Origin of the sequence: Chryseobacterium metallicongregator (genome assembly GCF_031324065.1) — a bacterium.
Classification (GTDB): Bacteria; Bacteroidota; Bacteroidia; order Flavobacteriales; family Weeksellaceae; genus Chryseobacterium; species Chryseobacterium metallicongregator.
In genome coordinates this window covers 198,134-223,941 of the sequence record NZ_JAVIXS010000015.1, presented here as the reverse complement: position 1 = coordinate 223,941, position 25,808 = coordinate 198,134, and the positions used below count along the sequence as shown (strand labels likewise).

Sequence of the window (25,808 nt, the reverse complement as noted above, 5' to 3'; positions counted from 1 at the left end):
AAAATTTATTATTATGTCTTTAAATGTCATTGATTTAATTAAAGGACAATTAGGTCCCGCATTGGTTTCACAGGCTGCATCGCAGTTTGGAGAAAGTGAATCCGGTATTTCTAAAGCAATTGGCGGATTATTACCTGCTGTAGTAGGTGGATTAGCCAATAATGCAGATAAACCTGGCGTTGTGGATGCTATTACACAAGCCTCTTCAAGTGGAATTTTAGGAAATTTATTAGGTGGTTCGTCCAGTAATCCTATTATTTCAAACTTGTTGTCTTCAATTTTTGGAGATAAAGTAAGTGCATTAGTAAATTCTATTGCCAGTTTTTCAGGAGTAAGCAATACCTCTGCAAGTTCTTTGTTAAACCTGGTGACTGGGGCTACAGTAGGCACTGTAGGAAAATATGCAGCAGACAATAACTTGGGTGCTTCAGGTATTTCCAGCTTACTGAATGATCAGAAAGGCATTATTTCTTCTTTATTGCCTGCAGGTCTTTCTTTGGCTTCCTTTGGATTAGGTGCTGAAAATTGGTTTGGCCAGGCAAAAGAAACAGTTTCTTCAGTAACTTCTACTGCTAAAGATAACATCGCTGAAGGTGTGGCTACAGCAAGAGAAAATGTTTCAGAAGGAGCAAGAGAAGTAAGAGAAAGGTTTGAAAATAATAACAATAATAATCAAGGCGGAGGATCAATCTGGAAATGGTTGCTTCCGCTTTTATTATTGATCGCTGCTGCTTATTTCTTATGGAAGCAGTGTGAGAAAAAACAAACCACTACAACCACTACCACAACATCTGATTCTGCAGCAACCAGCTCAACTACAGATACGGCTGCTACAACAGGAACAGCAACATCTGCTCCTGCAACAGCTAAAACAGATGAAGACATTGATCTTAATGGAGTGATGTTAAAAGGTTACAAAGGAGGCATGGAAGATCAGATGATTACATTCCTGAAATCCGGAAACTACAAAAATGCAGCTGATGATGCAGCATTGAAAGATAAGTGGTACGATTTCGATCACGTAAATTTCAAAATGGGAAGTTCTACTGAACTTGAAGCAGGTTCACAAGGGCAATTAGATAACTTAGTGGCTATCCTTAAAGCTTTCCCTGATGCAAAAATCAAAATCGGAGGTTATACAGACAAAACCGGAAACGAAGCCAACAATGTAAAACTATCAAAAGCCAGAGCTGAATATATCAAGGCTGCTTTAGTAAAAGCAGGAGTTGGTGCTCAGGTCTTAGAAGCTGAAGGCTATGGAAGCAAATTTGCTAAAGTAGATGCAAAAGCTTCTGATGCTGAAAGAGCTGCCGACAGAAAAATGGCTGTAAGATTTGCAAAATAATCTTTAGAGTCAATAAAAATTAGGTCCCGAAAAGCAATTTCCGGGATTTTTTTAGGTCATGATTTTTCTGTTTACATTTATTTAATTAAATTTGTTAGTCAATTCTAACATTTATGAATTTCAATATAAAAAGCGCCTGGCGAAAAGATAAAACCAACCATTCTTTATCAGAGGTTTATTCATCAATCAAAGTCCCTAAAAATGCAACTTTTTGGAGAAAATATCTTGCATTTGCAGGACCAGGACTGATGATTGCAGTAGGCTATATGGATCCCGGAAACTGGGCTACAGATATTGCCGGGGGAGCTCAATTTGGGTATACACTCCTTTCGGTTATCCTTATTTCCAATATTTTTGCAATGGTTTTACAGCACTTGTCCGTAAAACTGGGAGTTGTTGCAGAAAGAGATCTTGCTCAGGCTTGTAGAGACCACTTCAGTCCTACCACTAATTTTATTCTCTGGGTATTCTGTGAAATAGCTATTGCCGCCTGTGATCTTGCTGAGGTTATTGGTTCAGCCATTGCACTGAACCTGCTATTCCATATCCCGCTAACCTGGGGAATTGTCATTACAACAGTGGATGTTTTAATCATTCTTTTACTTCAGTCTAAAGGTTTCCGATGGATTGAGAGTATTGTAGGAGGGCTTATCTTCATAATTCTGGCGTGTTTCGTGTATGAAATTATCATTTCGCAACCTGCTTTTAATGAGATTCTGGGAGGTTTGGTTCCACAAAAAGAAATCATTCAGAATCCGGCTATGCTCTATATTGCAATCGGAATTTTAGGAGCCACCGTAATGCCACACAATCTGTATCTGCACAGCAGTATTGTACAGACCAGAGATTACACCCGTGATACCGAAGGAAAAAAAGAAGCCATAAAGTTTGCTACTATAGACAGTACCGTTTCATTAATGCTGGCATTTTTCATCAATGCTGCAATCCTTATTCTGGCAGCTGCTACATTCCATACTACAGGTAACGAACATGTGGCGGATATTCATGATGCCTATAAAATGTTAACGCCTATTCTGGGAGCTTCTATGGCAAGCATTGCGTTTGCCATTGCTTTATTAGCATCCGGGCAAAACTCAACATTAACAGGAACTCTTGCCGGACAGATCGTAATGGAAGGTTTCCTGAACATCAGATTAAAACCGTGGCTGAGAAGATTGATCACCAGACTTATTGCTGTAATTCCGGCACTTATTGTTGCCATTCTTTACGGAGAACAGGGAACCACCGAATTATTGGTTTTAAGCCAGGTAATTCTATCCATGCAGTTGAGTTTCGCTGTTGTTCCATTGGTAATGTTTACCAATGATAAAGCCAAAATGGGTGAGTTTGCCAATAAGCCTTTCCTTAAAATCTGTGTATGGATTATTTCCATCATCATCATTGTTTTAAATCTGTACCTATTGTACCAGACGTTTACAGGAGAATAAAAAATACAACTATAGTTTTAAAATTGACTATTGGACATTCTTGAGTGAATGGTCAATAGTCAATTTTTGCTTCACAAAGTCAATTTTTAAACTTATGCTACTCAAAATTCACAAGCGAAGCGGATTGACATCTTTACTATTATTAAGGTGAGTAGGCAATGGCCAATTTTTGCTGCGCAAAGTCAATTTTTAAACTACACTTTATCCCGATAAATTCACAAGCGAAGGCATTGACGTATTCACGATTCACCGCTTCTCATTTTTCTGCCTTAATGTCCAGATTTTAGATTTGGCAGGCTCTTTGTCAAACAATCAGTAAATAAATATTGAATTATGGAAAACCAGGATATTAACGAAGAAAGCATCAATAATCAGGAAGAAAACAACGTTCAGAATGACGCAACGTCTCAGGACAATGTGACAGCTACTCCTTCTCCAGAGGAACTTTTGGCAGAAGAGAAAGATCGTTACATCAGATTGTATGCTGAATTCGAAAACTATAAAAAAAGAACGAGCAAAGAGAAGATCGAATTCTTCCAGTATGCTAACCAGGAAATGATGGTTTCAATGTTAGGAGTTTTAGATGATTTTGAAAGAGCTTTAAAAGAAATCGCTAAAAACGGAAATCCGGCTGACCTGCAAGGTGTGGAGCTTATCTATCAGAAATTCAAGAATAAACTTACCGAAAAAGGACTAAAAACAATGGAAGTAAAGGCTGGAGACAGCTTTGATGTTGATTTCCATGAAGCGATTACTCAGATCCCTGCTCCATCGGAAGATTTGAAAGGAAAAATCGTAGACGTTATTGAAACAGGATACACTTTAAATGATAAAGTAATCCGTTTTGCAAAAGTAGTAACAGGAAATTAAAATTCATAAATGATAAATGGTGAGTGATAATTGATGAATGTTTCACTTATTAGCTTTACAATATCTTTTATCATTTATCAACAATCAATTATAAAATTGTCATGTCAAAAAGAGATTATTACGAGGTTCTTGAGATCAGCAAATCTGCATCTGCCGACGAAATAAAAAAAGCATACCGTAAAATGGCCATCAAATTTCACCCGGATAAAAATCCAGGAGATAAAGAGGCTGAAGAAAAATTCAAAGAAGCTGCTGAAGCTTATGAAGTTCTGAGCGACGATCAGAAACGTGCCAGATACGATCAGTTCGGTCATGCCGGAGTAGGTGGAAATGGCGGTTTCGGAGGCGGTGGCTTCGGAGGCGGAATGAACATGGAAGATATTTTCAGTCAGTTTGGAGATATTTTCGGTGGTGGTTTCGGAGGATTCGGTGGTGGCGGTGGAGGCCGTCAGCAGGTGAAAGGTTCTAATTTAAGAATCAGAATCAAGCTGAACCTTGAGGAAATGGTAAATGGTACTCAGAAAACCATCAAAGTAAAGAAAATGAAGATGGCAGAAGGTGCCACTTCAAAAACATGTCCTACCTGTAATGGTTCCGGTGTTCAGTTAAAAGTAATGAATACCATGTTCGGTCAAATGCAGACTCAAACTACATGTAGTACTTGTCAGGGAATTGGAAAAGTTGCCGACAAAATTCCTGCAGGAGCCAATGCACAAGGTCTTATCAAAGATGAAGAGGAAATCACGATCAACATTCCGGCAGGAGCAAGAGACGGTATCCAGCTTAATGTAAGAGGAAAAGGAAATGACGCTCCATTTGGAGGTGTTCCTGGAGATTTATTGGTGATCATTGAAGAAGAAATAGATCAGGTAATCAAGAGAGAAGGCGATAATCTTCATCAGGAACTGTATGTTTCATTTGCTGAAGCTGCTTTAGGAACTAAGAAAGAAATTCCTACCGTAGGTGGAAAAGTAAAAATTACCGTTGATCCGGGAACTCAATCCGGAAAGATCTTAAGATTGGCAGGAAAAGGACTTCCAAGTATCGATAGTTATGGTAAAGGAGACATGTTTATCCACATCAATGTTTGGACTCCACAGAAGCTTACTAAAGACCAGAAAGAATTCTTTGAAAAGCAGATGTCCAGCGGAGAAATGGTTGCAGAACCATCCGGAAAGGAAAAAACTTTTTTTGATAAAGTAAAAGATTTATTCAATTAATATAGAAAAAGAGGCTTGTAAAAAGTCTCTTTTTTTTGTTTAAAGTTCAAAGTTTTATATTCAAGGTTTAAATCTAATCATAAAAAATCCTGCACTCTCTCGAGCACAGGATTTTTTGGTTATTTAATTCTAATTCTGTTTTATTTTTTTGTTGCTAAAGAATAGATTCCCTTTCCTAAAGTAAATACGGCAACTGCTAACAATCCGCCAACAACACCAAGGGTAAGCTCTTTCAAAACATCTGGCCAGGTTGGAAGTATACCATGGAAAAATTCAATTCTATGTAGAAAAATTCCACCGGCAACCATTATTAAAGCAATTGTTCCTACGACTCCTAATATTTTAATAACAATAGGTAAAGCCTTCACTAATAAATGCCCAAGCTTCCCGAAAAACCCTTTATCATTACTTTTCTTTATTAATTTAAACCCTGCATCATCCATTCTTACGATCAAAGCTACAATTCCATAAACTCCGACAGTAGCGATAAATGCAACCAGGCTCGTTACTAAAATCTGCGTAATGAAAGGATGACTTTCTTCCAATACAGTTCCTAAAGCAATAATAACGATCTCAATTGATAAAATAAAATCTGTTGTAATTGCCGATTTTACTTTCTCTTTTTCAATTTCTTCAGAACTTTTTTCGTCTTCTTCAATTTCCTCTATCACTTCATGACCCTTTTTGTCACGGTGAAAAAGAAATTCTATTACTTTTTCAACGCCTTCAAAAGCCAGGTAGAATCCTCCAAGAATCAATACATAATTAATAGCCGGAGCATACAACCAATTAAGTAAAAAAACGACAGGAAGAATAATCAGCTTATTGATAAATGATCCTTTGGTAATTGCCCATAAAACGGGAATTTCTCTTGAGGAAAGAAAGCCAGTGGCTTTTTCTGCATTTACAGCCAGGTCGTCTCCTAAAATTCCTGCTGTCTTTTGGGTAGCAACCTTACTCGTAACAGCTACATCATCCATCAATGCTGCAATATCATCCAAAATTGCAAAAAAGCCTGATGCCATATTTTAATAATTTTTTAATCTTTGTTAAGTTCAGCAAAAATAATTATTTAATTCCGTTTTTAGATTCATAATCTAACAATAATTTTCAAAATTATAAGAATCTTTCAACAATCCTTCACTTTCAATATTTTATATCTTTGTTTAAAATCTATTCGATGGATAAAAACTGGGAAAACCAATTACAACGTATATGGCTAAAACTTGGAACTATAAGCAGTGAAGAGTTTATTGGGCAAATTAAAGATCATGTAGAATTACTTACGGAAACCGATTCCCAGGCTATTGCTGATTTTGAAAAAGCCTGCGCTTTTGACTCCACCGGACATGAAAAGGAAGCAGAACCTTTGTACAGATCAGCATTAGAAAAAGGATTAACTGGCTTACGAAGAAGAAGAGCAAGAATTCAGCTGGCTAGTACATTAAGAAATAATGGAAAAATAGAAGAAAGTATCCATATTTTAAGGGAAGAAAAAGCCCATTATTCTGATGAACTGGATGATGCGGTAGATTCTTTTTTAGCCCTTTCCCTTTCTTCAGCAGGAGAATACAAAGAAGCACTGTCTTTAGCATTGAAAGCAATATCAAAACATTTGCCCAGATACAATAATTCTTTGAGCCGCTACGCTGAAAACCTGTAATTTTAACCGTTTTTAAAATCTGATACCTATGCAACGTCAATTTCATATTTTAGCTTTAGGATACGTGTTTTGTTTGTTCAGTACATTATCTACTCTGAAAGCTCAGACAGAAGATCATCTCACCACTATTAACCAGGGAAGCAAGAAAGAAGAAATAGACAGCATTATAAAAGCATTTGCTGCAATTAACAAATTTAATGGAACTGCTTTGATTCATTATCAGAATAAAAACATCTTTGAAAGATCATACGGCTGGCAAGATGCGGAAAAAAAGATTTCCAATCAGGACAAAAGTATATATCAGATTGCTTCTTTAACCAAATCTTTCACAGCCCTGGTCATTGTAAAGCTAAGCGAAGAAGGAAAGCTTTCTTTTAAAGATCCTGTCTCAAAGTTTATTCCTGATTATCCTAGAGGAAATGAAATTACTATCGAACATCTCCTTACTCATACTTCCGGAATTTATGAAGTATTGAGAAATAAAGAGTATTTCAATCTTCTTCACACCGGAAAGTCTATACCAAAAGATAAAGAACTTTCATATTTTAAAAATGAGCCATTGGATTTTGAGCCCGGCACTCAATTTTCTTATACCAATTCAGGCTATATTATATTGGGACTCATTATTGAAAAACTCACAGGACTTTCCTATGAAAATGCTGTAAGAAAAATCATCTTAAATCCTCTGAAGATGAATCATACCGGATTTAATTACATGGCTTTGAAAAGTCCACACAAAACAGTTCCTTATTCTTATATTTCAAAGACAAGACAGGAAAAAACTGAAGTATGGAATTCCACATTAACGGGCCCAGCAGGACAAATATATAGTACTGCCGAAGACCTGTACAATTACTATATCGGATTGAGAGATTATAAAATTGTATCCAAAGAAGCTTTTAAAAAAGCTATCACACCATATTTAAGCGGTTATGGCTACGGTTGGTTTATTGATGATCTTTACGGGAAAAAACTCATTAACCATGGCGGAAATATAGAAGGCTCTACAAGCTATTTTGCCATGCTTCCTGAAGATGACCTCTGCATTATCCTTTTGAACAACATTACAAGTAAAAAGCTGGAGAAAGCTGGAAATACTATTTTAGCAGCCCTGTTAGGACAGCCTTACACCCTTCCACAGCCGAAGAAAGAAGTAACGCTAGGCACCGATATTCTTAAAAAATACGTGGGTGATTATCAGCTTTCAGATGATAGTATTATCCATATTCTGTATGAAAACGGGAAGCTTTTTATGCAGAACAATAAAGATCCTAAGGTCAGAATTTTTGCTGAAAAAGAAGATGCATTTTTCCTGCAGGATGATGACACTGAGATTTCTTTTATTTTCAAAGAAGGTGAAAAAGATATTATTACCATCAAAAAAGGACTTTCATCAAAGACCGCAGAAAAGCTTTAATTAAGTATTGATTACGTCATAATCAATAGAATTTTTCGTAAATTTAAGTAATGAAAAAGCTCATTCTCAGGTATCATTTTTTCGTCATGGGATGCATTGGTTTTCTCCTGCAGTCCTGCAACACAAAATTCAGAGTTTGGGTGGGTACCGGAGGCCAGCAAAAGATTTACAATCTGAAATATGGTGAGCATAAAAGACAGAAAATGGATGTCTTTCTTCCCAAAGATTATGCTGTAGATTCTCCTGTAGTCCTTATCGTTCATGGTGGAGCCTGGACTTTGGGTAAAAAGGAACATATGATTCAGGTTCAGAAAATGCTCTTTGAAAACAAAATTCCAAGTATTAACATGAATTATAGATTGGTTTCTACAAAGGAAAAAATCACTTACAAACAGCAACTTGAGGATATTGCTCTGGCCATTGAAAAATTCAATTCTTTAGCAGAAAAAGCAGAGGTGCAACCTAACAATTATATTCTACTGGGAGAAAGTGCCGGTGGACATCTCGCCTTACTTTACGGATATCAACATCCTGAACAGATCAAAAAAATCATCTCTTTAAGCGGACCTACAGATTTTTACAGCTCTGAATATCTTAAATCTTTTTATTCCAAATACACCTCTCCTACTTTTCAAAAGGTAGTAGGGACTAAGTTTGACCGAAAAAAAATATCGGAAGCCTTTAAAGAAGCAAGTCCCATTGCCAATATTACAGATGTTCCGACCTTGTTATTTCAGGGAAATAATGATCTACTGGTGAATCAACATCAGGGAATCGCGATGGACTCTGCGCTTACCAAAATGAATGTTCCACACAAATTCATTTTCATGAAAGGAGCGGGACATGCACCAAGGTTTTTCAGTAAAAGAAAAAGAGACAGTATTATCTACCCAAATATTCTGGAATGGATTAAAAAATAGCTATTATTTAATGCAAAAAATAATTAAACTATTATTTTAAACAATTCGTTCATAAGAATCTTTTAAATATCCAGTATAAAAAAAACAATTTTTGCCTGGTAGATGTATTTAAAAACGCTATGGGTGCAAAAGAATTTTAATGCTTATATCTCTCGGTCGCAAAGACACTTCGTTCAGCTAGGCAGGTGACTTAGCTAAGTGAAACGCCTCTGCGAACTAAAAAATAACAGATCATAATAATAACCTTGCGAGCTTTGCGTGGTAAAAAAAATTTCTTATGCATAAAAAAGCCATCTCATTGCTGAGACGGCTCTGTATATTTTGATTGAATTATTATTCAAAGTCCTGATCTTCGTATTTTTTAGAAAGATCTTCTTTTTTTCCAAAAACAAATTTAAAGATCACCGGAAGTGTAGTGACTAACACGATGACAATAATGATGTATTCCAGCTTTTGTTTTAAGTTGATTCCGAACTGTTCCATAAAAAGTTTGTCCAGATAATGCCCTGCAAAGATCAGAATGAATGACCATAACACAGCACCAATAATATTATCTCTTAAAAACTCTTTTTTATCCATTTTTACAATACCTGCTACAATAGGGGTAAAAGTTCTTACAACCGGTAAGAATCTTGCCATAATAACAGCTAATGCACCGTGTTTTTCAAAGAAATCGTGTGCCTGATAAAGGTATTTTTTCTTGAAAAGCATTGAATCCGGTCTTTTGTATAAAGCTGGTCCTGCTTTTCTTCCGAAGTAGTATCCAACTTCATTTCCAATAATAGCTGCAAAAGCTACTCCTGAAGCTAACAATGTGGTATCTAAGAAATCGCTCCCTGTAGAGCCAAAAGTCTCTTTGATGATTTCAACAGCATAAATTCCCGAAACGAACAGTAGTGAATCTCCAGGTAGAAAAAATCCTACAAAAAGACCTGTTTCAGCAAAAACAATAAACAAAATCAGCCAAAACCCTCCCATTTTTATATAAAACTCCGGGTTTAATAAATCCTTCCAGCTATTGAAATCTTCCATAAATATCGATGAACAACAAAAGTAAGCCTAAAATGTCTGAAACAAAAATTAATTATAAGATTTTAACTAAAATTCAAACATGATTTTTATAAGTCCATATCATCATCGGAAACTGCCGTTCCATCGGCCATTAAGAATGCTTTCAGGAATGGAGTGATATTTCCGTTCATTACGGCATCTACATCTGAAGTTTCATGACCTGAACGTACATCTTTTACCAGTTTGTATGGATGCATAACGTAGTTTCTGATCTGGCTTCCCCACTCAATCTTCATTTTGTTGGCTTCAATCTCATTTCTGGCTTTCATACGCTCTTCCAATTCCATTTCGTAAAGTCTTGAACGAAGGAGCTGCATGGCCTTTTCTTTGTTCTGAAGCTGAGAACGGGATTCTGAGTTTTCAATAATAATTCCTGTAGGTGCGTGACGAAGACGTACAGCAGTTTCTACCTTGTTTACGTTCTGTCCTCCAGCTCCGGAAGCTCTCATGGTTTCAAAGCTGATATCTGCCGGATTGATATTAATTTCAATCGTATCATCCACCAAAGGATACACATATACGGAAACAAAACTTGTATGGCGTTTTGCATTACTGTCAAAAGGGGAAATTCTTACTAAACGGTGTACTCCGTTTTCACCTCTTAAATATCCAAAAGCGAATTCTCCTTCAATTTCAAGGGTAACAGTCTTCACACCTGCCACATCACCTTCCTGGAAGTTCAGTTCACGGATTTTATAGCCTTGCTTTTCTGCCCACATCGTATACATTCTCATTAGCATAGCTGCCCAGTCGCAACTTTCTGTTCCTCCTGCTCCTGCTGTAATCTGCAGCACTGCAGAAAGTTCATCCCCTTCGTTGGAAAGCATATTTTTGAATTCCAGATCTTCAATTTTTTCCACCAATTGCGGGAAGGTTTCATCCAGTTCTTTTTCAGAATCAGGATCTTCTTTAGCAAAATCAGCTAAAACCTGTAAGTCTTCAAACTGTGTCTGAATTTCATCATAGCCTTCTACCCATTTTTTCTTGGAACGAAGCTGTTTTAGAAATGCTTCAGCAGTTTTTGGATTATCCCAAAATTCGGGTGCCGCAGTTTTTTCGTCATCATTGGCAATTTCAATCTTCTTTTTTTCAATCTGGAGGTATCTGTGTAAGTCTTCAATTCTGGATTGAACTTCTTTTATCTGGTCGTTGTTAATCACGAATGTTTCTTTTTTGCAAAAATAAGGAATTCTTTTAGAGTGGAGAGGTGCGGGTTGTTAGTTTTCGGGGTTCGGGATTCGAGTTGTAGAGTTTGAGAGTTTTAGGGTTTGAGAATGGATCCGTTTCGGATTCGGTTGTGGGGTTTGAGGATTTTAGAGTTAGAGCGTGTTTGAGGAAAGATTTTCAAGATTCGGTTTATCGAGTTTCGGAGTTAAGAATGTGCCCTTAGCTTCCAACCTCCAGCTTCTAATTTCTTCTCATTAAAAAACTCATTAATCACAATTTTATACTACCAACCAATCTATCAAATCATTTCTGCTATCATTTCTCCAATCTTCGGAGCTAAGGCGACTCCCATTCCAGAAAGTCTTACCGCACAAAACTGTCTTTCAGAAACTTGTTTTACGATAGGCGACTTTTCTTCTCCCATAGCCATTATTCCTGACCAACGGAGGGCAATTTTAATATTTTGATGAGGCAGAATGACTTCTTTCAAAAAGTTTTCTAAATGATTCTGCAGAAATTCTGTTGTCTCAAAAGCCGTTGTTGCTTCTGTTTTAAAATCCTGCTTTCTTCCGCCACCCAACAATACTCGGTTTCCTAAATTTCTGAAATAATAATAGCCTTCGTCATAATGAAATGTCCCTTTAAGTTTCAATCCATCTATAGGTTCTGTCAGAAGAACCTGTCCACGGGCTGGAATAACATCTTCTTTTTTCAAAAACTTTGAAGTGAATGCATTGGTACAATAGATGAGCTGATCAGCTATTACAGACAGATCAGTTGAAAGCTGAACCTCAACTTTGCCTGTCTCTTCAATATTTTGAACTTCCGTTCCAAATAAAAACTCGATTTTCAGTTCGTGGCATTTCTCCAGCAGTTTCTGTACTAACTTTCCTGAGTGAAGACTTCCTTCGCAGGGATTTTCAATCAGGAATTCAGATTTTCCAAGTCCGAATTCCTTTATCTTATCCTGTTTCAAAGTGTAAGTATGATCCAATCCGGTTATTGCTTTCAGCTTTTCATTGACTGCATCAATGTGGGATAGAGGTTCTTCGTTATTTATAATTTCATACCCTCCGCTAAGTTCGAAATCAATTTCATCATTTTTAAAATAATGCTGAATTTTCTGAAGCCCGTCAAATCTCATTTTAACCAGTTTCAATGTTTTTTCCCAGCCCATTTTCCGTGAATCGGCAATAACCTCGGTAAGACTTCCAAAGCACGCAAACCCTGCATTTCTTGTGGAAGCACCCAAAGGAATGGCATTCCGTTCAATAATGAGAACAGATTTTTCAGGATATTTCTCTTTGATGGATAGGGCAGTCCACAGCCCGGAAAATCCGGCACCAATGATGATAATGTCTCTTTTTCTGTAGAAGGTATCCAGTTCCCAGACGCTGTTCATAAATAATGAGTAATAAGTAATGAGTGATGAGTGATGAGTAATTTTTATAAAGCCTTAAACTTTAAACCCTAAACTTTAAACCTTGAATTTTAAACAGTCTACCCTTTATCTACTTCCTCATTTTCATTATGCTGGAATCCTATGGCTCTTTGCGGTTCTTCAACAACTCTGTAGGTTTCCAGTTCATTTTTCAATGCCTCAATTCTGAATCGAAAGTCATCAAAATTATTGATAATGGCATCCGCAAGAAATCTCGCTACCTGATCAAGATATTCTTCAGTAAGCTTTGATCCTGCATCCCTCAGTGCACTTTCTAAAATTTTCTGATCAATTTTCAGTTTTTCGTTTCTGGTTCTCTGGTAAAGGTTTTTAATCCTTTTCTTGAGGCTTTGGGTAAAATCTATTAGCATCGTATTGCTGAAAGCTTTCATCTTTGAAGAGATTTCATGCCAGAAAGGAACTTTATCAGCTTTGTTATTTTTAAGTATTTTGTAGAGTAAAGAATCTTCTTCCAATCCTCTGGTCATGGCATAAAGAATAATTTCTGAACGTTCAGAAGCATTGGGGGGAAATATTGGAATCATCACATCGAATCTTCCCGGAGCAAGAATTTCTTCGTCAATTTCTGAAACGGAATTAGCCGAACCTACCATCAGAACACCTTCTTTTTCAAATTTTCCGATGTAGTGAAGAATCAATTCCTGAGCTTCAAGATTACAGGACGCAACATCTGTTTCTGCCCTTCTCTGCATCATAATTTCATCGAAATCATCCATGAAAAGCAACATTTTGTTTTCCTTCATCATGCTTAACAAGAAATCACTGAAATTAATTTCATTTCCGTCAATTAAGGAAGTTCCCAAATAGTGTTTTTTGACTTCTTTAAACTGATAGCCAATGATTTCAGCAATTTTATTAGCCCAGAATATCTTCCCGCTTCCCGGAGGTCCGTACAGAATAATTCCTGCAGGCTTGTTGATCCCCCAGTCTTTGATCTGCTGTGGATTCAGAAAGGGTTCCAAAACAGTGGAAGTATAGAAAAACAAGTCTCTGTATCCGATAAAATCTCTCTGTTTAAGGCTGGTCTTGTGTCCGAAATAATCATAGACAAACTGATAATTCCCTCCCAGTTTGTTATCAATTCCATAGCTTGATATGGAGGATTTGAAAAAACCATTATCGAAAATATTAAGATTATTGTCTTTAATCACCTTTTCAACCTTATCTTTTGGCTGCTTAATGACTTCGGCAATCTGCTCCAGTGTTTTATTTTTATCAAGATCTTTTTCATATAACCTTAAAAAATCTACATTTTCACGGGCAAATTTTTCAAAATCTTCTTTTACCTCAAAATTCGTACTAACACAGTCTACCAGTTCAAGATCAAAATCCTGAATAAACTGTTTGATGGCTTCTGCAGATACATTTAATTCTTCTGCCAGTTCAATTAGCTTCATACCTGTTGATTAATTCTATCAAATGTAATGATTTGTCCATAAATTAATATTGATTTATGATAATTCTGTAACATTCTCTAATTTATATAGACTACTACTATGTAAAACAAATTACATGGAAAAGATTTTATCAGTAAAAAATTTGACGAAAAAATTCAAAAGAGTGGTGGTCAACAATATTTCTTTTGATGTAGAAAGAGGAAATGTTTATGGTCTATTAGGTCCGAACGGAAGTGGAAAGTCTACAACTTTCGGAATGTTGCTTTCAACAATTAATCCTACCAGTGGAGATTGGTTTTGGTTTGGAAAGAAAGGAACTGATCCGGAAACATTAAAAAAGATAGGAGCGATTATCGAACAGCCTAACTTTTATCCTTATCTCAGTGCGGAAACCAACCTTAAGATTGTTGCAGAAATTAAAAAAGCACCTTATTCAAGAATTGACGAAGTTCTGAAGACCGTTAATCTGTATGAAAGGAGAAAAGATACTTTCAAAACATTTTCTCTGGGAATGAAACAGCGTCTTGCCATTGCTTCAGCGATGCTGAACAACCCTGAAGTAATGATTCTAGATGAACCTACCAACGGATTGGATCCTGAAGGAATCATTCAGATCAGAGAAATTATCAGCGATATTGCCAAGCAGGGAATCACCATTATCATTGCAAGCCACCTTCTGGATGAAATTGAAAAAATATGCAGTCATGTGATTGTATTAAAAGAAGGAAACTCCATTTACTGTGGAAGAGTGGATGAAATGACTTCCAACAATGGCTATTTTGAACTAAAAGCAGATAATAACACACTGCTTTTAAGTGCTCTTAACGAGCTTCAGTGGTTCTCTTCCATCAATCAGGAAGGTGATCTTATCAAAGCTCAGATCCGTGATGATGCTTCTGTTTCTGCTTCAGCCATGAACCAGAAACTGGCAGAGAAAGGAATCTATCTTTCCCATTTGACCAAGAAAAAGCTATCTCTTGAATCTCAATTCCTTGAACTTGTAAAAAACACTAATTAATCATGATCAAATTATTAAAACTGGAATACTACAAAAACCTGAACTACCAACCGTTTAAGGTTTTCACCATACTCTATTTCGCCATTCTTATTGCGCTGCTTTTCATTGGATTGGTTGACTTTGATATTTTCGGAGGAACGATTAATTTAAAAGAACAGGGTATTTATAATTTCCCGGAAATCTGGAATTTTACGACATGGATTGTTGCTTTGTTGAAAATTTTCCTGGGACTGATTATTGTTTTTTCCATTTCGCAGGAATTCAGCAACCGAATGTTCAAACAGAATACAATTGATGGATTAAGCAGAAAGGAATTCATCACTTCAAAATTGCTGACGATAAGTATTTTCACCATTGTTTCAACGGCAATTGTATTGGGAATTACTTTGTTTCTGGGATATCAATATTCGAATACAACGGAATCTACAAAAGTTTTTGCTGAGATTTTCTTCATTGGAAATTATCTGGTAAAATTATTTACGTTCTTCTGTTTCCTCATGTTCCTTTCCATTTTGTTGAGAAAATCTGTCTTTGTATTTCTTGCTCTCTTTATTTTCTGGATTGGTGAGGGAATTTTAAAGGCTCTTGAAGTCTATTCAAAAGTAAAAGGAATGCAGGGACCTCAAAGAAATGAGGTTCTTCAGAATGATTTTTTCATTTCGCATCTTTTACCGCTGGAAAGTATGTCCAACCTTATTCCCAATCCAATGATCAGACTGGATATGGCAAAAATGATGGGATTAAAATATGAATTCCACTACCCTACAGAAAGCCTTATCGCTTGCCTGGTGTGGTGTGTTATTTTTATATTCGTATCGTACTGGATTCTTAGAAAAAGGGATTGGTAGATGGTGATATTTAGAATGTAAAGATTTAAAAATTAAAATATTTAAAGATTCTTTTTAAGTGGTTCGGTTTCGGATCACTTTTTTTGGCTTAATATTTTCATTCTGCTTTTTCAAAAACTAACCATGAAAAAAATATTCTACGTACCCGGATTAATCAGTGCCGTGCTGATTCCTGTTTTATTCTGGTATTATGGAAATCAGAAGTTTGAAGACATTAATGTTTCGGTTATTGACATTGGACTTCCTGTCAAAGAGAGAGAGGGAGTTAAAAATACTTTTGAAAGTTTTGAGTCTTACAGAAACTGGGATTACAGGAAAATAAAAGTTGTTCCCAGAACAGCTGAACAAAATTCAAAATTATATGTTTCCGAACTGAGAAATCTCCAGAAAAGAAATGAGAAAAAATCCGGTATTGAATTTATTTTAGATCAAAATAATACCTATGGTGATTTTGTCTCAGTTTTGAATGATCTGGCAATCGCCAAACAAGATCAGTATGCCGTTGACCTTGAAAAAACAGGACATATTTTTGCGGTTTATAACTATATTACCCCCAATGTCCAAGCTCCCGAATATGAATGTTTATTTTGTAATGATGTTATCAGACCAGAATATAAACCCGATTTTTTTGAAAAAATACAATTGTTTCTCACAGGACTTCCAAAAGATACCTATTACTTTATTTTTGGATTTCTTATATTTCTGAATATCTCTATGCTCAGCATCAAAGAACAATTTCAAATACAACATTAGCTCAAAAAATAAAAGGCTGCCAATTGGCAGCCTTCCTTTCACATTACTTTTTATCTAACAACGGAAGATATTTTCCGTATCCTTTGCTTTCCATTTCTGCCTTGGGAATAAATTTCAGAGAAGCACTGTTGATACAGTAACGAAGTCCTCCTTTATCCTGCCGTCCGTCTGTGAAAACGTGTCCTAAATGAGCATCACCGGTTTTACTTCTTACTTCTACTCTATCCATACCAATGGAACGATCTAGTTTTTCATCAATCAAACCTTTGGTAATCGGTTTTGAGAAACTTGGCCATCCACAGCCGGATTCAAATTTATCGGTGGAGACAAACAAAGGTTCTCCTGTGGTAATATCGACATAAATTCCTTCGCGGGTTTCATTCCAGTATTCATTCTGAAAAGGTCTTTCTGTACCGTTTTCCTGAGTAACATTATATTGTTCCGCGGTCAGTTTTTCTTTTAAAACTTTTTTATCCTGTTTCTGATAAGTCGGTTTTGGAAGTGGATTGGCTTTTTTGGCCATTTCAAAAAGTCCTGGTTCAATATGGCAGTAACCGCCCGGATTTTTATCCAGATAATCCTGATGATAATCTTCTGCCTTGTAGAAATTTTTCAATGGAATAGTTTCTACTAATAAAGGCTTGCTATAGTTTTTTGCCAGTTTCTGAACTTCATCTTTTACCACAACTTCATCTGTTTTATTGGTAAAATAGATTCCTGTTCTGTACTGGTTTCCTCTGTCATTTCCCTGCTGATCTTTACTTGTAGGATCAATAGTTTTAAAATATAAATCAATCAACAGTTTCAGATCTACCTGTTCAGGATCATATTTTACTTTTACGGTTTCTGCAAAACCTGTTGTATGGCTTACCACCTCTTCATACGTAGGATTTTGGGTATCTCCGTTGGCATACCCCACTTCTGTTCCTACAACACCACGAATTTGTTGAAAAAAATGTTCTGTGCCCCAGAAACATCCACCTGCAAAATAAATCTCTCTAACGTTTTTGTTATCCATAATTTTCTCATTTTCTTTTTTTATTTCCACTACATTAGGCTTGTTTTTTTTGAAGAGCCCGGATCCCGCAGCAAAGACTGCTATACCCAGAATGATTCCGAGTACAATTAATATATTTTTCATTTTTACTTTTTTATTCATTACTTATTATTTTGAACGATCATGAATCCAAATCCTAAAAGCATAAGGTCTTTTAAAATAAAGAAATCCGTCACAGGCACTCCGTCCACTATTTTCCATACTCCCGGTGTTGTAAACAAATAGCTTAATGTTACCAGAAAAGTTATGATCATTCCTATCCCTGCATACTTTTTCAATACAGCAAATTTCGCACTAAATATCAGGAGTAAGGCAATGATAATTTCTATCACTCCGATAAGATTTGACACTGCCTGGACGCTTATAATTTTATATACGAAAAAAGTTAAGAAATGGTTTTCCACCAAGGGTTTTATTGCAGCTGCTTCTGTGGGAGTGAATTTGAAGATACCAATCCACAGTAAAATAAGGGCTGCTCCGAAAAGCGAGATATAATACCCGATTCGGGTTAATTGATTTTTAGATTCCTGTACTGTTCCGACCATATTTTTAAGATTTTAAATGAATACTTTATTGTTTTCAAAAATATAGTCGGAGCCATTTTAAAATCCTGACAGAAATTTTCCTAGAAATTTAATTTATCGATCATTTTATTTTTAAAGTCCTGAATTTCAGAATCATTAATTTCAGTTTTTTCTTCAGAGAATTTCTTTTTAAAAACTTTATCCAGAAGCGCCAGCTTTTCATTGTACATCCTGCACCATTTACAGATCATCAGGTGTATGCTGAGCATTCTGTTTTCTTTGGAAGAAATAGATCGGGCATTCCTCTTTTCCATCAGTAAAGTAGCTTCACTGCATGGTAAAAATAATTTATGTAGTATTCTTCTTATCATTTCTCTTATGATTTTGAAAACCAGTTAAATTCCAGACATTCTCTGAGCTGCATCCGGCTTCTTTGCAAAATCTTCCAAAGATTAGTCGTAGAAACTTCTAATTCCTGACTGACTTCCGGTGCTTTTTTTTCTTCGATATAATACATTTTAAGCAGAATCTTCCATCTGGAGGGCAATTCTTCAATACATTCTTCTAATGTTTTATTAAAATCTGTACTGTCTAAAAGTTCATCTCCTTCACCCGATATGTTCCAATCCGTCAAAACATCATTATTTTTCCACGACCCTGTTTCATCAAAAAAATGATCCAGTCTGATGCTGGGTTCCGATTTATATTTTTTCCTGTAAAAATCTGCAACTTTCCTGTTCAGAATACCCATCAGCCAGGTAAGTGCCTGGCTTTTTCCTTCAAAAGAATCATAGCCTGAATAAGCGGCCAGAAAAACTTCCTGAACTACATCCTGTGCATCTTCTTTATTGGAAAGTACATACAGTGCCCGCTTCAAAAGCGGTCCTGAATATTGTTCTATCCAGCTTTTCAGTTCTTCATCTCTTGTCATTGGAAGTGTTTTTTTGTCTTTTTTCAGATCGCAACGAAGGTAGGAAGTTAAATGGGAAATTACAAAATTAGATAGATTATTATTGATTATAGTCATTACAAATCTTTTAAGTTTTGAAAACTTAGAAGGTTTACCACACATCCATTAGCCAAACTCGTTATCATTCAAAACATAGCATAAAATTATTACAAATCGCTTAAAAATCTTAAATTTGCACCTTATCAAAAATTTGATATTTAAAAAAGCAAAAGCAATACTATGACATCACAAGAAATACGTCAAAAATTTTTAGACTATTTTAAAAGTAAAGGGCACCTTATCGTTCCTTCAGCTCCTATTGTGCTGAAAGACGACCCTACCCTTATGTTTTCCAACTCCGGAATGACGCAGTTCAAGGATTTTTTCCTTGGCTATAAAACCCCTACCGCCCCTAGAATTGCCGATACCCAAAAGTGTCTGAGAGTTTCCGGGAAGCACAATGACCTGGATGATGTAGGTAGAGATACTTACCACCATACTATGTTTGAAATGTTGGGAAACTGGTCTTTCGGGGATTACTTCAAAAAAGAGGCTATTGCTTTTGCCTGGGAATTACTGACTGAAGTATACGGAATTCCAAAAGAAAATTTATACGTAACGATTTTTGAAGGGGATGCTTCAGAAAATCTGGAAAGAGACCAGGATGCTTATGACTTCTGGAAATCTCACATTTCAGAGGACAGAATCATCAACGGAAATAAAAAAGATAACTTCTGGGAAATGGGTGAAAGCGGACCATGCGGACCGTGTTCAGAAATCCATGTTGACTTGAGAACACCGGAAGAGAAGGCTAAAATTTCAGGACTTGAGTTGGTAAATAACGACCATCCGCAAGTTGTGGAAGTATGGAATCTGGTTTTCATGGAATTCAACAGAAAGGCAGATAAATCTTTAGAGAAACTTCCTGCTCAGCACGTAGATACGGGAATGGGTTTTGAGCGTCTGTGTATGGCACTTCAAGGGAAGTCTTCCAACTATGATACCGATGTTTTCACTCCGCTTATTTCTAAAGTTGAAGAACTTTCAGGTAAAAAATATACGGGAATTTTAGAAGACGAAAAAGATATTGCCATCCGTGTTGTGGTAGACCACATCAGAGCAGTTTCTTTTGCTATTGCAGACGGACAATTGCCATCCAACGGTGGAGCAGGTTATGTAATCAGAAGAATTTTAAGAAGAGGAATTTCTTATTCTTACCGATTCCTGGATATGAAAGAGCCTTTCCTTTACAAATTGGTGGCTGTACTTCAGGAACAAATGGGAGCTTTCTTTCCTGAGCTTGAAAAACAAGGAAAACTTGTGGCTGAAGTGATCAAAAGTGAAGAAGATTCATTCTTAAAAACAATTGAGAACGGTTTGATCAGAGTAGAAAAACTGATCCAGCAGACTATTGCCAATAATCAGAAAGTATTACCAAGCGAGGAAGTTTTTGAACTGTATGACACTTACGGTTTCCCTGATGATTTAACAAGAATCATTGCTGAGGAAAAAGGATTAACGATTGATGAAGCTGGTTTCAAAGCTGAAATGGAGAAACAGAAGCTTCGTTCAAAAGCAGATTCTGCTCAGAAAGTATATGACTGGGTAAACCTTGAATCAAAGCCTGAAACATTTGTAGGATATGATCAAATTGAATCTGAAACTTATATTACAAGATACAGAAAGGTAGAAAATAAAGACGGGGAATTTTACCAGGTGGTACTAAGCAGTTCTCCTTTCTACCCTGAAGGAGGTGGACAGGTTGGTGATAAAGGGGTTCTTGAAAATGCGGTTGAGAGCTTCGAAGTACTGGAAACTAAGAAAGAAAACGGATTGATTATTTCATTAATCAACGGTCTTCCGAAAGATGCAGGTGCTGTTTTCTATGCTAAAGTAAACGCTTCTGAGAGAAAAAATTCTCAGGCTAACCACTCTGTGACTCACCTTCTGCATGAGGCTTTAAGATATGTTTTAGGAACTCACGTAGAGCAGAAAGGTTCTTATGTAGGTCCTGATTATCTGCGTTTCGACTTCTCTCACTTCAACAAAATGACGGAAGAAGAATTAGCATTAATTGAAGAAAAAGTAAACAAAAAGATCAAAGAAAGTATTGCTTTACAGGAATTCAGAAATATTCCTATTCAGGAAGCTCTGGAAAAAGGAGCAATGGCTTTGTTTGGTGAAAAATATGGTGACAGTGTGAGAATGATCCAGTTTGGAAGTTCAAAAGAACTTTGTGGAGGAACTCACGTAAAAAACACCAGCGAAATTGGTCATTTCAAGATCACTTCTGAAGGTTCCGCAGCTGCGGGAATCAGAAGAATTGAGGCTATTTCAGGAGATAAATCTGAGGAATATTTCAACAATCTTGAAAAACAGATCATTGAGCTTTCTCAAGTGTTAAAGTCTAAAGATGTGGTAAGATCTATCGAAAAACTAATCGAAGAAAATACTTCATTGAAAGCCGAAGTAGATGCTCTTAAGAAGGAAAAGGCAAAAGGAGAAATCGGAGAATGGAAGAATGCTTATGAGCAAAAAGGTAACAAACAGCTTTTAGTAAAGAAAACTTCTCTGGATGCAGGTTCTGTAAAAGACATCGTATTCCAGTTGAAGAGAGAAATACCAACTTCGATAACGATTATTCTTTCTGATGCAGACGGAAAACCAATGATTACGGTTGGAGTTTCTGATGATCTTGCTGCAGATTACCAGGCTGGAGCTATCGTAAAAGACCTTGCTAAAGAAATCCAAGGTGGCGGTGGTGGAAACCCAGGATTCGCTACTGCTGGTGGTAAAAACCTTGAAGGTTTAGAAAATGCTTACCAAAAAGCTTTGAATATTTAAGAATAGAATACCTATTATAAATTTTAGAACAGGCTGTTTCATTTTGAGACAGCCTGTTTTCGTTTTAACTATTATCTTTTATTTAACGCTAAGATCGCAAGAAATTCTCATGCTATCATCAATATTTCCGTTCGTAATGGCGTTACACTCAGCTATGAAATGATCGCGTTTTTTGCTAAATGGAATGCCTTTGTGAACGAGAAAAGCAGGAAATAAAAACTTTGTGTACACTGCGGTATAATATATTATTCTTATTACGTACATTTTCATCAAAATCTCTCTATTTATATCCGTTCTAATTATTGACCTTATCTTAACAAATGATCACATAATCTTAAACTATTTGTTTTATCTTCTTAAAACTCAGTTAACACCAGACCTTTAGTTTTGCCTTAATCGAAATTCAAAAAATGTAATTATGAAAATTAACCAAACTATTGGAGTTCTATTCCTTGCTGCTATTGTTTTTCAAAGCTGTAACGATGACAATAACGGGGATTCCAATACCCCTGTGAATGATAAAATCAAGATTGAAAATTTTTCTAAAGAACCTGCTTTCGTTTATGGGATGCAAGGTTTTGAAAATTTAAATATTACTACATTAATCTCCAGTTCTGATGTTCTTTCAGGCTCTCCTGATTTCGTTTTCGGAGGTCAGCCGGACGGAATGGGTCTTATGAAAGATCCAAACTCGGATGGTTATCTTATGATCACCAACCATGAGATCAAACAATCGGTGTCAAGAGTTTATTTAGATAAAACATTTAAGCCTGTAAAAGGAGAATATATCTTAAACGGAACCGGAGGAATGACAAGATTATGCTCTGCTACATTAGCAACTCCTGAAATTCATGGTTTCAGTGCATTTCTTACTGCTGGGGAATCAGGTGAAGAAAGTATGGTTCACGCTTTGAATCCTTTGGCACCGGCATCTCAGGCATCAGATAAAACAAGGGTAAAACCAGCTCTGGGAAAGGCTTCCATGGAAAATGCAGTTCCGCTTCCTAAAGATGTTTCTAACGGTAAATCTTATATCATCATTGGTGAAGATCAGTCTTATTCTTCTTCTCATCAGTCTGCAGGACAATTGATCATGTACGTAGCCGATACACAGGGAGATCTTGATAATGGTAAGTTGTATTCTTTAAAAAGAACCAACAGCAACTATACTGAAACGGATATGACGAAAGGCAGCAGCTACGATGTAGAATTTGTGGAAATTCCGAACGCTAAAAACCTTACCGGAGCTCAGATCAACCAAAAGAATATCGATAATAACGCCATCCGTTTTTCAAGAGTGGAAGATGTAGATTACAGAAAAGGGGCAGGAAAAGGAAGAGAAATTTACTTTACCGCTACTGGTGAATCTTCTGATGGTGTGAATCCAAAAGCAGGATTAACGATGTGGGGAAGAGTTTACAAGCTTGTTCTGAACTCCAATAATATGTTAACAGGAAAGCTGGAAGTGGTTGCAGAAGGAGACTCTAATCCAGGAAATAACCTTATCAATCCTGACAACTTATGTGTAACTGAAAACTTTGTATACATCCAGGAAGACGGAGATTCTTATTACAAAAATGCCAACCACGATTCTTATATCTGGCAGCTGAATATTGCTACAAAACAATACAAACCATGGCTGAACATGAAGCACAACAGAAATGATACGGCATGGCAGACAGCTTATAACCAATCCGGAGATCTTCAGAAATTCGGTTCATGGGAATTTGGGGCAATGGTTGATATTTCAGACATCATTGGAATTCCGAATACTTTCTCAGTGAATATCCATTCTCACACATGGCAGCTGGATAAATTCAAAAACCCTGACGGTTCCGGAATCAACACCAATAAAGAAGGTGGACAGATTGTAATCATCAGAAACGTAGAAAAATAGTTTTAATTCCTTCATATCAATCAAAGTATCAATAGAAAATCTCTGTTGATACTTTTTCATACCTATGAATAAGCTTTCAAAATACCCAATACTCCTTTTTCTGTACTGTGCAGCAGCGCTTTTTACCCTTTATTACTGTAAAAATGATAAGCAACAGCCAATATACGAAGATCTTGGTTCTGTCAAAAACATGATTATCAAAACCAATGCAGATTTCGAAAAGCAAATCAACGAACTAAAAACCCTGGTTTCTAAAAACGCTGATGAAAAACTTCTTCAGGAAAAATTCCAGGACATCCGAAAAACCTACAAAACAATGGAATGGGCTGTAGAATACTTCCTGCCTCATTCTGCAAGGTTTATCAATGGTCCTGCCCTTCCTGAAATAGAAATGGACGAGCATACAGAAATAGAGCCCGAAGGACTTCAGATGTTGGAAGAAATGTTCTATCCATATGATAAAGGAAATAAAGAGGAAGTGATCAGAATGCTTAATAAGCTCATCAATAAAAGCAATACGATAGCCACAAATTTTCAGGTGATTACCATCAGTAAAGATCAGGTTTTTGATGCGTTAAGACAGGAAGCTTTCAGAATTTCCAGCTTAGGAATTTCAGGTTTTGACACGCCTGTTTCGGGAACATTTTTACAGGAAATGCCTTCTTCTCTTGAGGGAATTAAAGAAACTTTGGAACAGATCTCCACTGATCGTTCGAAAAATAAAGCCTTAAAAAGTATCGTGACAGAGATCAGTTCAACCATTAACGTACTGAAGAAAAATACAGACAAAAACACATTTGATTACGTCAATTTTATTCCGGATCATCTGAATAAGATCACAGCTTTGATGCTTGATTTTAAAAATCAGGAGAAGATTCCGGATGTTGAAGTAACCAATGCTTTAAACAAAAATGCAGCTACTTTTTTCACTAAAAATGCTTTTAATCCTAATGCTTTCACTCCTGGAAAAGAATATGCCTACTCGGAAAAAAAGGCGGCTCTTGGACATCAACTTTTTAATGATAAAATCTTATCCAACAGCAACAACCGGAGCTGTGCCACATGTCATATTCCCGAGAAAGCATTTACAGACGGTCTTGCCAAAGCCATGTCCCTTGAAAATTCGGAACTGGCAAGAAATACGCCTTCGCTCAACTATGCAGGATATCAGCATGGCCAGTTTTGGGATATGAGAAAGGATGATCTGGAAGGACAAAGTTCAGATGTAATCTCTAATAAAGAAGAAATGCATGGTGATCTGAATGTCATTCTTGCCAAAATTAATAAGGATAAAAATTATCAGGCTGCATTCAAAAGGATTTATCATTCTCAAAAAACAGAGGTTTGGCAGCTGCAGAATGTACTGGCAAGCTATATTCGTTCATTGGCAAAATTCAATTCAGATTTTGATGAATACATGAGAGGAAATAAATCAGCGATGACAGAAAATCAAAAGCAAGGATTTAATCTTTTTGTTGGAAAAGCCCAGTGTGCGATCTGTCATTTTCTTCCTTTATTCAATGGTACCGTGCCTCCGAATTTCAAAAAAACTGAGCAGGAAATATTGGGTGTGGCAGTGAATGCAGAGAATAAAACATTTGATGCTGATCCGGGAAGAGGAAAATTTCATGAAACAGTACCTTCTTTGCAGCATTCTTTCAAAACACCAACTCTTCGAAACATTCAAAAAACAGCTCCTTATATGCACAACGGAGGGTACAAAACATTGAGAGAAGTGATGAATTTTTACAACAAAGGTGGCGGAAAAGCTTTTGGATTTAAAGTAGAAAACCAGACCCTTTCTGATGCTCCGTTGCAGCTTACTGATAAAGAAATAAATGACATCATTGAATTTATGAAATCTCTTGATGACAAATAAAATACGATTCTAGAACACAAAACAACGAAAAACAATTAAAACTCCTGAAACTTCACTGC

The 25,808-nt window shown here is 36.4% G+C and carries 22 protein-coding genes; 13 read left to right on the top strand and 9 right to left on the bottom strand.

Translation table 11 applies throughout. The features are described 5' to 3' along the window. The first annotated feature begins 13 nt into the window (after positions 1-13). The 4 genes from REB14_RS16395 to dnaJ all read left to right on the top strand — a co-directional run bounded on the left by REB14_RS16395 (position 14) and on the right by dnaJ (position 4,883). A complete protein-coding gene (locus REB14_RS16395; RefSeq protein ID WP_309522705.1) occupies positions 14-1,345 on the top strand; it encodes a DUF937 domain-containing protein in 1,332 nt (443 codons plus the stop codon). Positions 1,346-1,458: 113 nt separating this feature from the next. Continuing rightward, positions 1,459-2,793, top strand: a complete 1,335-nt coding sequence (locus tag REB14_RS16390) for an Nramp family divalent metal transporter (protein WP_079240989.1) — start codon at positions 1,459-1,461, stop codon at positions 2,791-2,793. 330 nt (positions 2,794-3,123) lie between these two features. Continuing rightward, positions 3,124-3,663: a nucleotide exchange factor GrpE gene (locus REB14_RS16385; protein WP_409993849.1), complete on the top strand. Its 540-nt coding sequence runs from the start codon at positions 3,124-3,126 to the stop codon at positions 3,661-3,663. A 101-nt stretch (positions 3,664-3,764) separates the two neighbouring features. Beyond that, entirely contained in the window at positions 3,765-4,883 is a 1,119-nt protein-coding gene (gene dnaJ, locus REB14_RS16380; protein ID WP_079240987.1) for a molecular chaperone DnaJ, read from the top strand. 140 nt (positions 4,884-5,023) lie between these two features. Here dnaJ and REB14_RS16375 read toward each other — a convergent pair whose 3' ends face one another. Beyond that, positions 5,024-5,908: a DUF808 family protein gene (locus REB14_RS16375; RefSeq protein WP_309522704.1), complete on the bottom strand. Its 885-nt coding sequence runs from the start codon at positions 5,906-5,908 to the stop codon at positions 5,024-5,026. 155 nt (positions 5,909-6,063) lie between these two features. On the opposite strand from REB14_RS16375, the gene REB14_RS16370 reads away from it, so the two are divergent. From REB14_RS16370 to REB14_RS16360, 3 genes are read left to right on the top strand one after another with little or no spacing between them, the layout of a single operon-like run. Then, positions 6,064-6,546 (top strand): tetratricopeptide repeat protein, encoded by a 483-nt coding sequence (locus REB14_RS16370; protein ID WP_238594381.1) that lies wholly within the window; start codon positions 6,064-6,066, stop codon positions 6,544-6,546. 28 nt (positions 6,547-6,574) lie between these two features. Further along, positions 6,575-7,963, top strand: coding sequence for a serine hydrolase (locus REB14_RS16365; protein WP_309522703.1), 1,389 nt, complete (start codon positions 6,575-6,577; stop codon positions 7,961-7,963). Positions 7,964-8,013: 50 nt separating this feature from the next. Further along, positions 8,014-8,883: an alpha/beta hydrolase gene (locus REB14_RS16360; RefSeq protein ID WP_309522702.1), complete on the top strand. Its 870-nt coding sequence runs from the start codon at positions 8,014-8,016 to the stop codon at positions 8,881-8,883. Between the two features lie 333 nt (positions 8,884-9,216). Here REB14_RS16360 and REB14_RS16355 read toward each other — a convergent pair whose 3' ends face one another. From REB14_RS16355 to REB14_RS16340, 4 genes are all read right to left on the bottom strand, one after another. After that, positions 9,217-9,915, bottom strand: coding sequence for a DedA family protein (locus REB14_RS16355; RefSeq protein ID WP_309522701.1), 699 nt, complete (start codon positions 9,913-9,915; stop codon positions 9,217-9,219). 86 nt (positions 9,916-10,001) lie between these two features. Then, positions 10,002-11,114: a peptide chain release factor 2 gene (gene prfB / locus REB14_RS16350; RefSeq protein ID WP_079240982.1), complete on the bottom strand. Its 1,113-nt coding sequence runs from the start codon at positions 11,112-11,114 to the stop codon at positions 10,002-10,004. 305 nt (positions 11,115-11,419) lie between these two features. After that, positions 11,420-12,523, bottom strand: a complete 1,104-nt coding sequence (locus REB14_RS16345) for an NAD(P)/FAD-dependent oxidoreductase (RefSeq protein WP_309522700.1) — start codon at positions 12,521-12,523, stop codon at positions 11,420-11,422. Between the two features lie 98 nt (positions 12,524-12,621). Continuing rightward, entirely contained in the window at positions 12,622-13,980 is a 1,359-nt protein-coding gene (locus REB14_RS16340) for an ATP-binding protein (protein ID WP_309522699.1), read from the bottom strand. A gap of 115 nt (positions 13,981-14,095) precedes the next feature. Here REB14_RS16340 and REB14_RS16335 point away from each other — a divergent pair, with 115 nt between their 5' ends. From REB14_RS16335 to REB14_RS16325, 3 genes are all read left to right on the top strand, one after another. Next, positions 14,096-14,998 (top strand): ABC transporter ATP-binding protein, encoded by a 903-nt coding sequence (locus REB14_RS16335; RefSeq protein ID WP_309522698.1) that lies wholly within the window; start codon positions 14,096-14,098, stop codon positions 14,996-14,998. 2 nt (positions 14,999-15,000) lie between these two features. Further along, on the top strand, positions 15,001-15,846 hold the full coding sequence (locus REB14_RS16330; protein WP_079240978.1) for an ABC transporter permease: 846 nt from the start codon (positions 15,001-15,003) through the stop codon (positions 15,844-15,846). 123 nt (positions 15,847-15,969) lie between these two features. Further along, a complete protein-coding gene (locus tag REB14_RS16325; protein ID WP_309522697.1) occupies positions 15,970-16,599 on the top strand; it encodes a hypothetical protein in 630 nt (209 codons plus the stop codon). A gap of 43 nt (positions 16,600-16,642) precedes the next feature. On the opposite strand, the gene msrB is transcribed toward REB14_RS16325, so the two are convergent. The 4 genes from msrB to REB14_RS16305 all read right to left on the bottom strand — a co-directional run bounded on the left by msrB (position 16,643) and on the right by REB14_RS16305 (position 19,111). After that, positions 16,643-17,740, bottom strand: coding sequence for a peptide-methionine (R)-S-oxide reductase MsrB (gene msrB / locus REB14_RS16320; RefSeq protein ID WP_309522696.1), 1,098 nt, complete (start codon positions 17,738-17,740; stop codon positions 16,643-16,645). A gap of 17 nt (positions 17,741-17,757) precedes the next feature. Beyond that, positions 17,758-18,201 carry a DUF417 family protein gene (locus REB14_RS16315; protein WP_309522695.1) on the bottom strand — a complete coding sequence of 148 codons (444 nt, stop codon included), beginning with the start codon at positions 18,199-18,201 and terminating at the stop codon, positions 17,758-17,760. A gap of 80 nt (positions 18,202-18,281) precedes the next feature. Further along, on the bottom strand, positions 18,282-18,551 hold the full coding sequence (locus tag REB14_RS16310) for a hypothetical protein (protein ID WP_309522694.1): 270 nt from the start codon (positions 18,549-18,551) through the stop codon (positions 18,282-18,284). A 5-nt stretch (positions 18,552-18,556) separates the two neighbouring features. Beyond that, entirely contained in the window at positions 18,557-19,111 is a 555-nt protein-coding gene (locus REB14_RS16305; RefSeq protein WP_309522740.1) for a sigma-70 family RNA polymerase sigma factor, read from the bottom strand. 258 nt (positions 19,112-19,369) lie between these two features. Here REB14_RS16305 and alaS point away from each other — a divergent pair, with 258 nt between their 5' ends. The 3 genes from alaS (at position 19,370) to REB14_RS16290 (ending at position 25,749) form a co-directional block, all read left to right on the top strand. Next, positions 19,370-21,973 (top strand): alanine--tRNA ligase, encoded by a 2,604-nt coding sequence (gene alaS / locus REB14_RS16300; RefSeq protein WP_309522693.1) that lies wholly within the window; start codon positions 19,370-19,372, stop codon positions 21,971-21,973. Positions 21,974-22,391: 418 nt separating this feature from the next. Beyond that, positions 22,392-23,870, top strand: a complete 1,479-nt coding sequence (locus REB14_RS16295; protein WP_309522692.1) for a PhoX family protein — start codon at positions 22,392-22,394, stop codon at positions 23,868-23,870. A 64-nt stretch (positions 23,871-23,934) separates the two neighbouring features. Beyond that, positions 23,935-25,749 (top strand): cytochrome-c peroxidase, encoded by a 1,815-nt coding sequence (locus REB14_RS16290; protein WP_309522691.1) that lies wholly within the window; start codon positions 23,935-23,937, stop codon positions 25,747-25,749. Positions 25,750-25,808 lie beyond the last annotated feature (59 nt).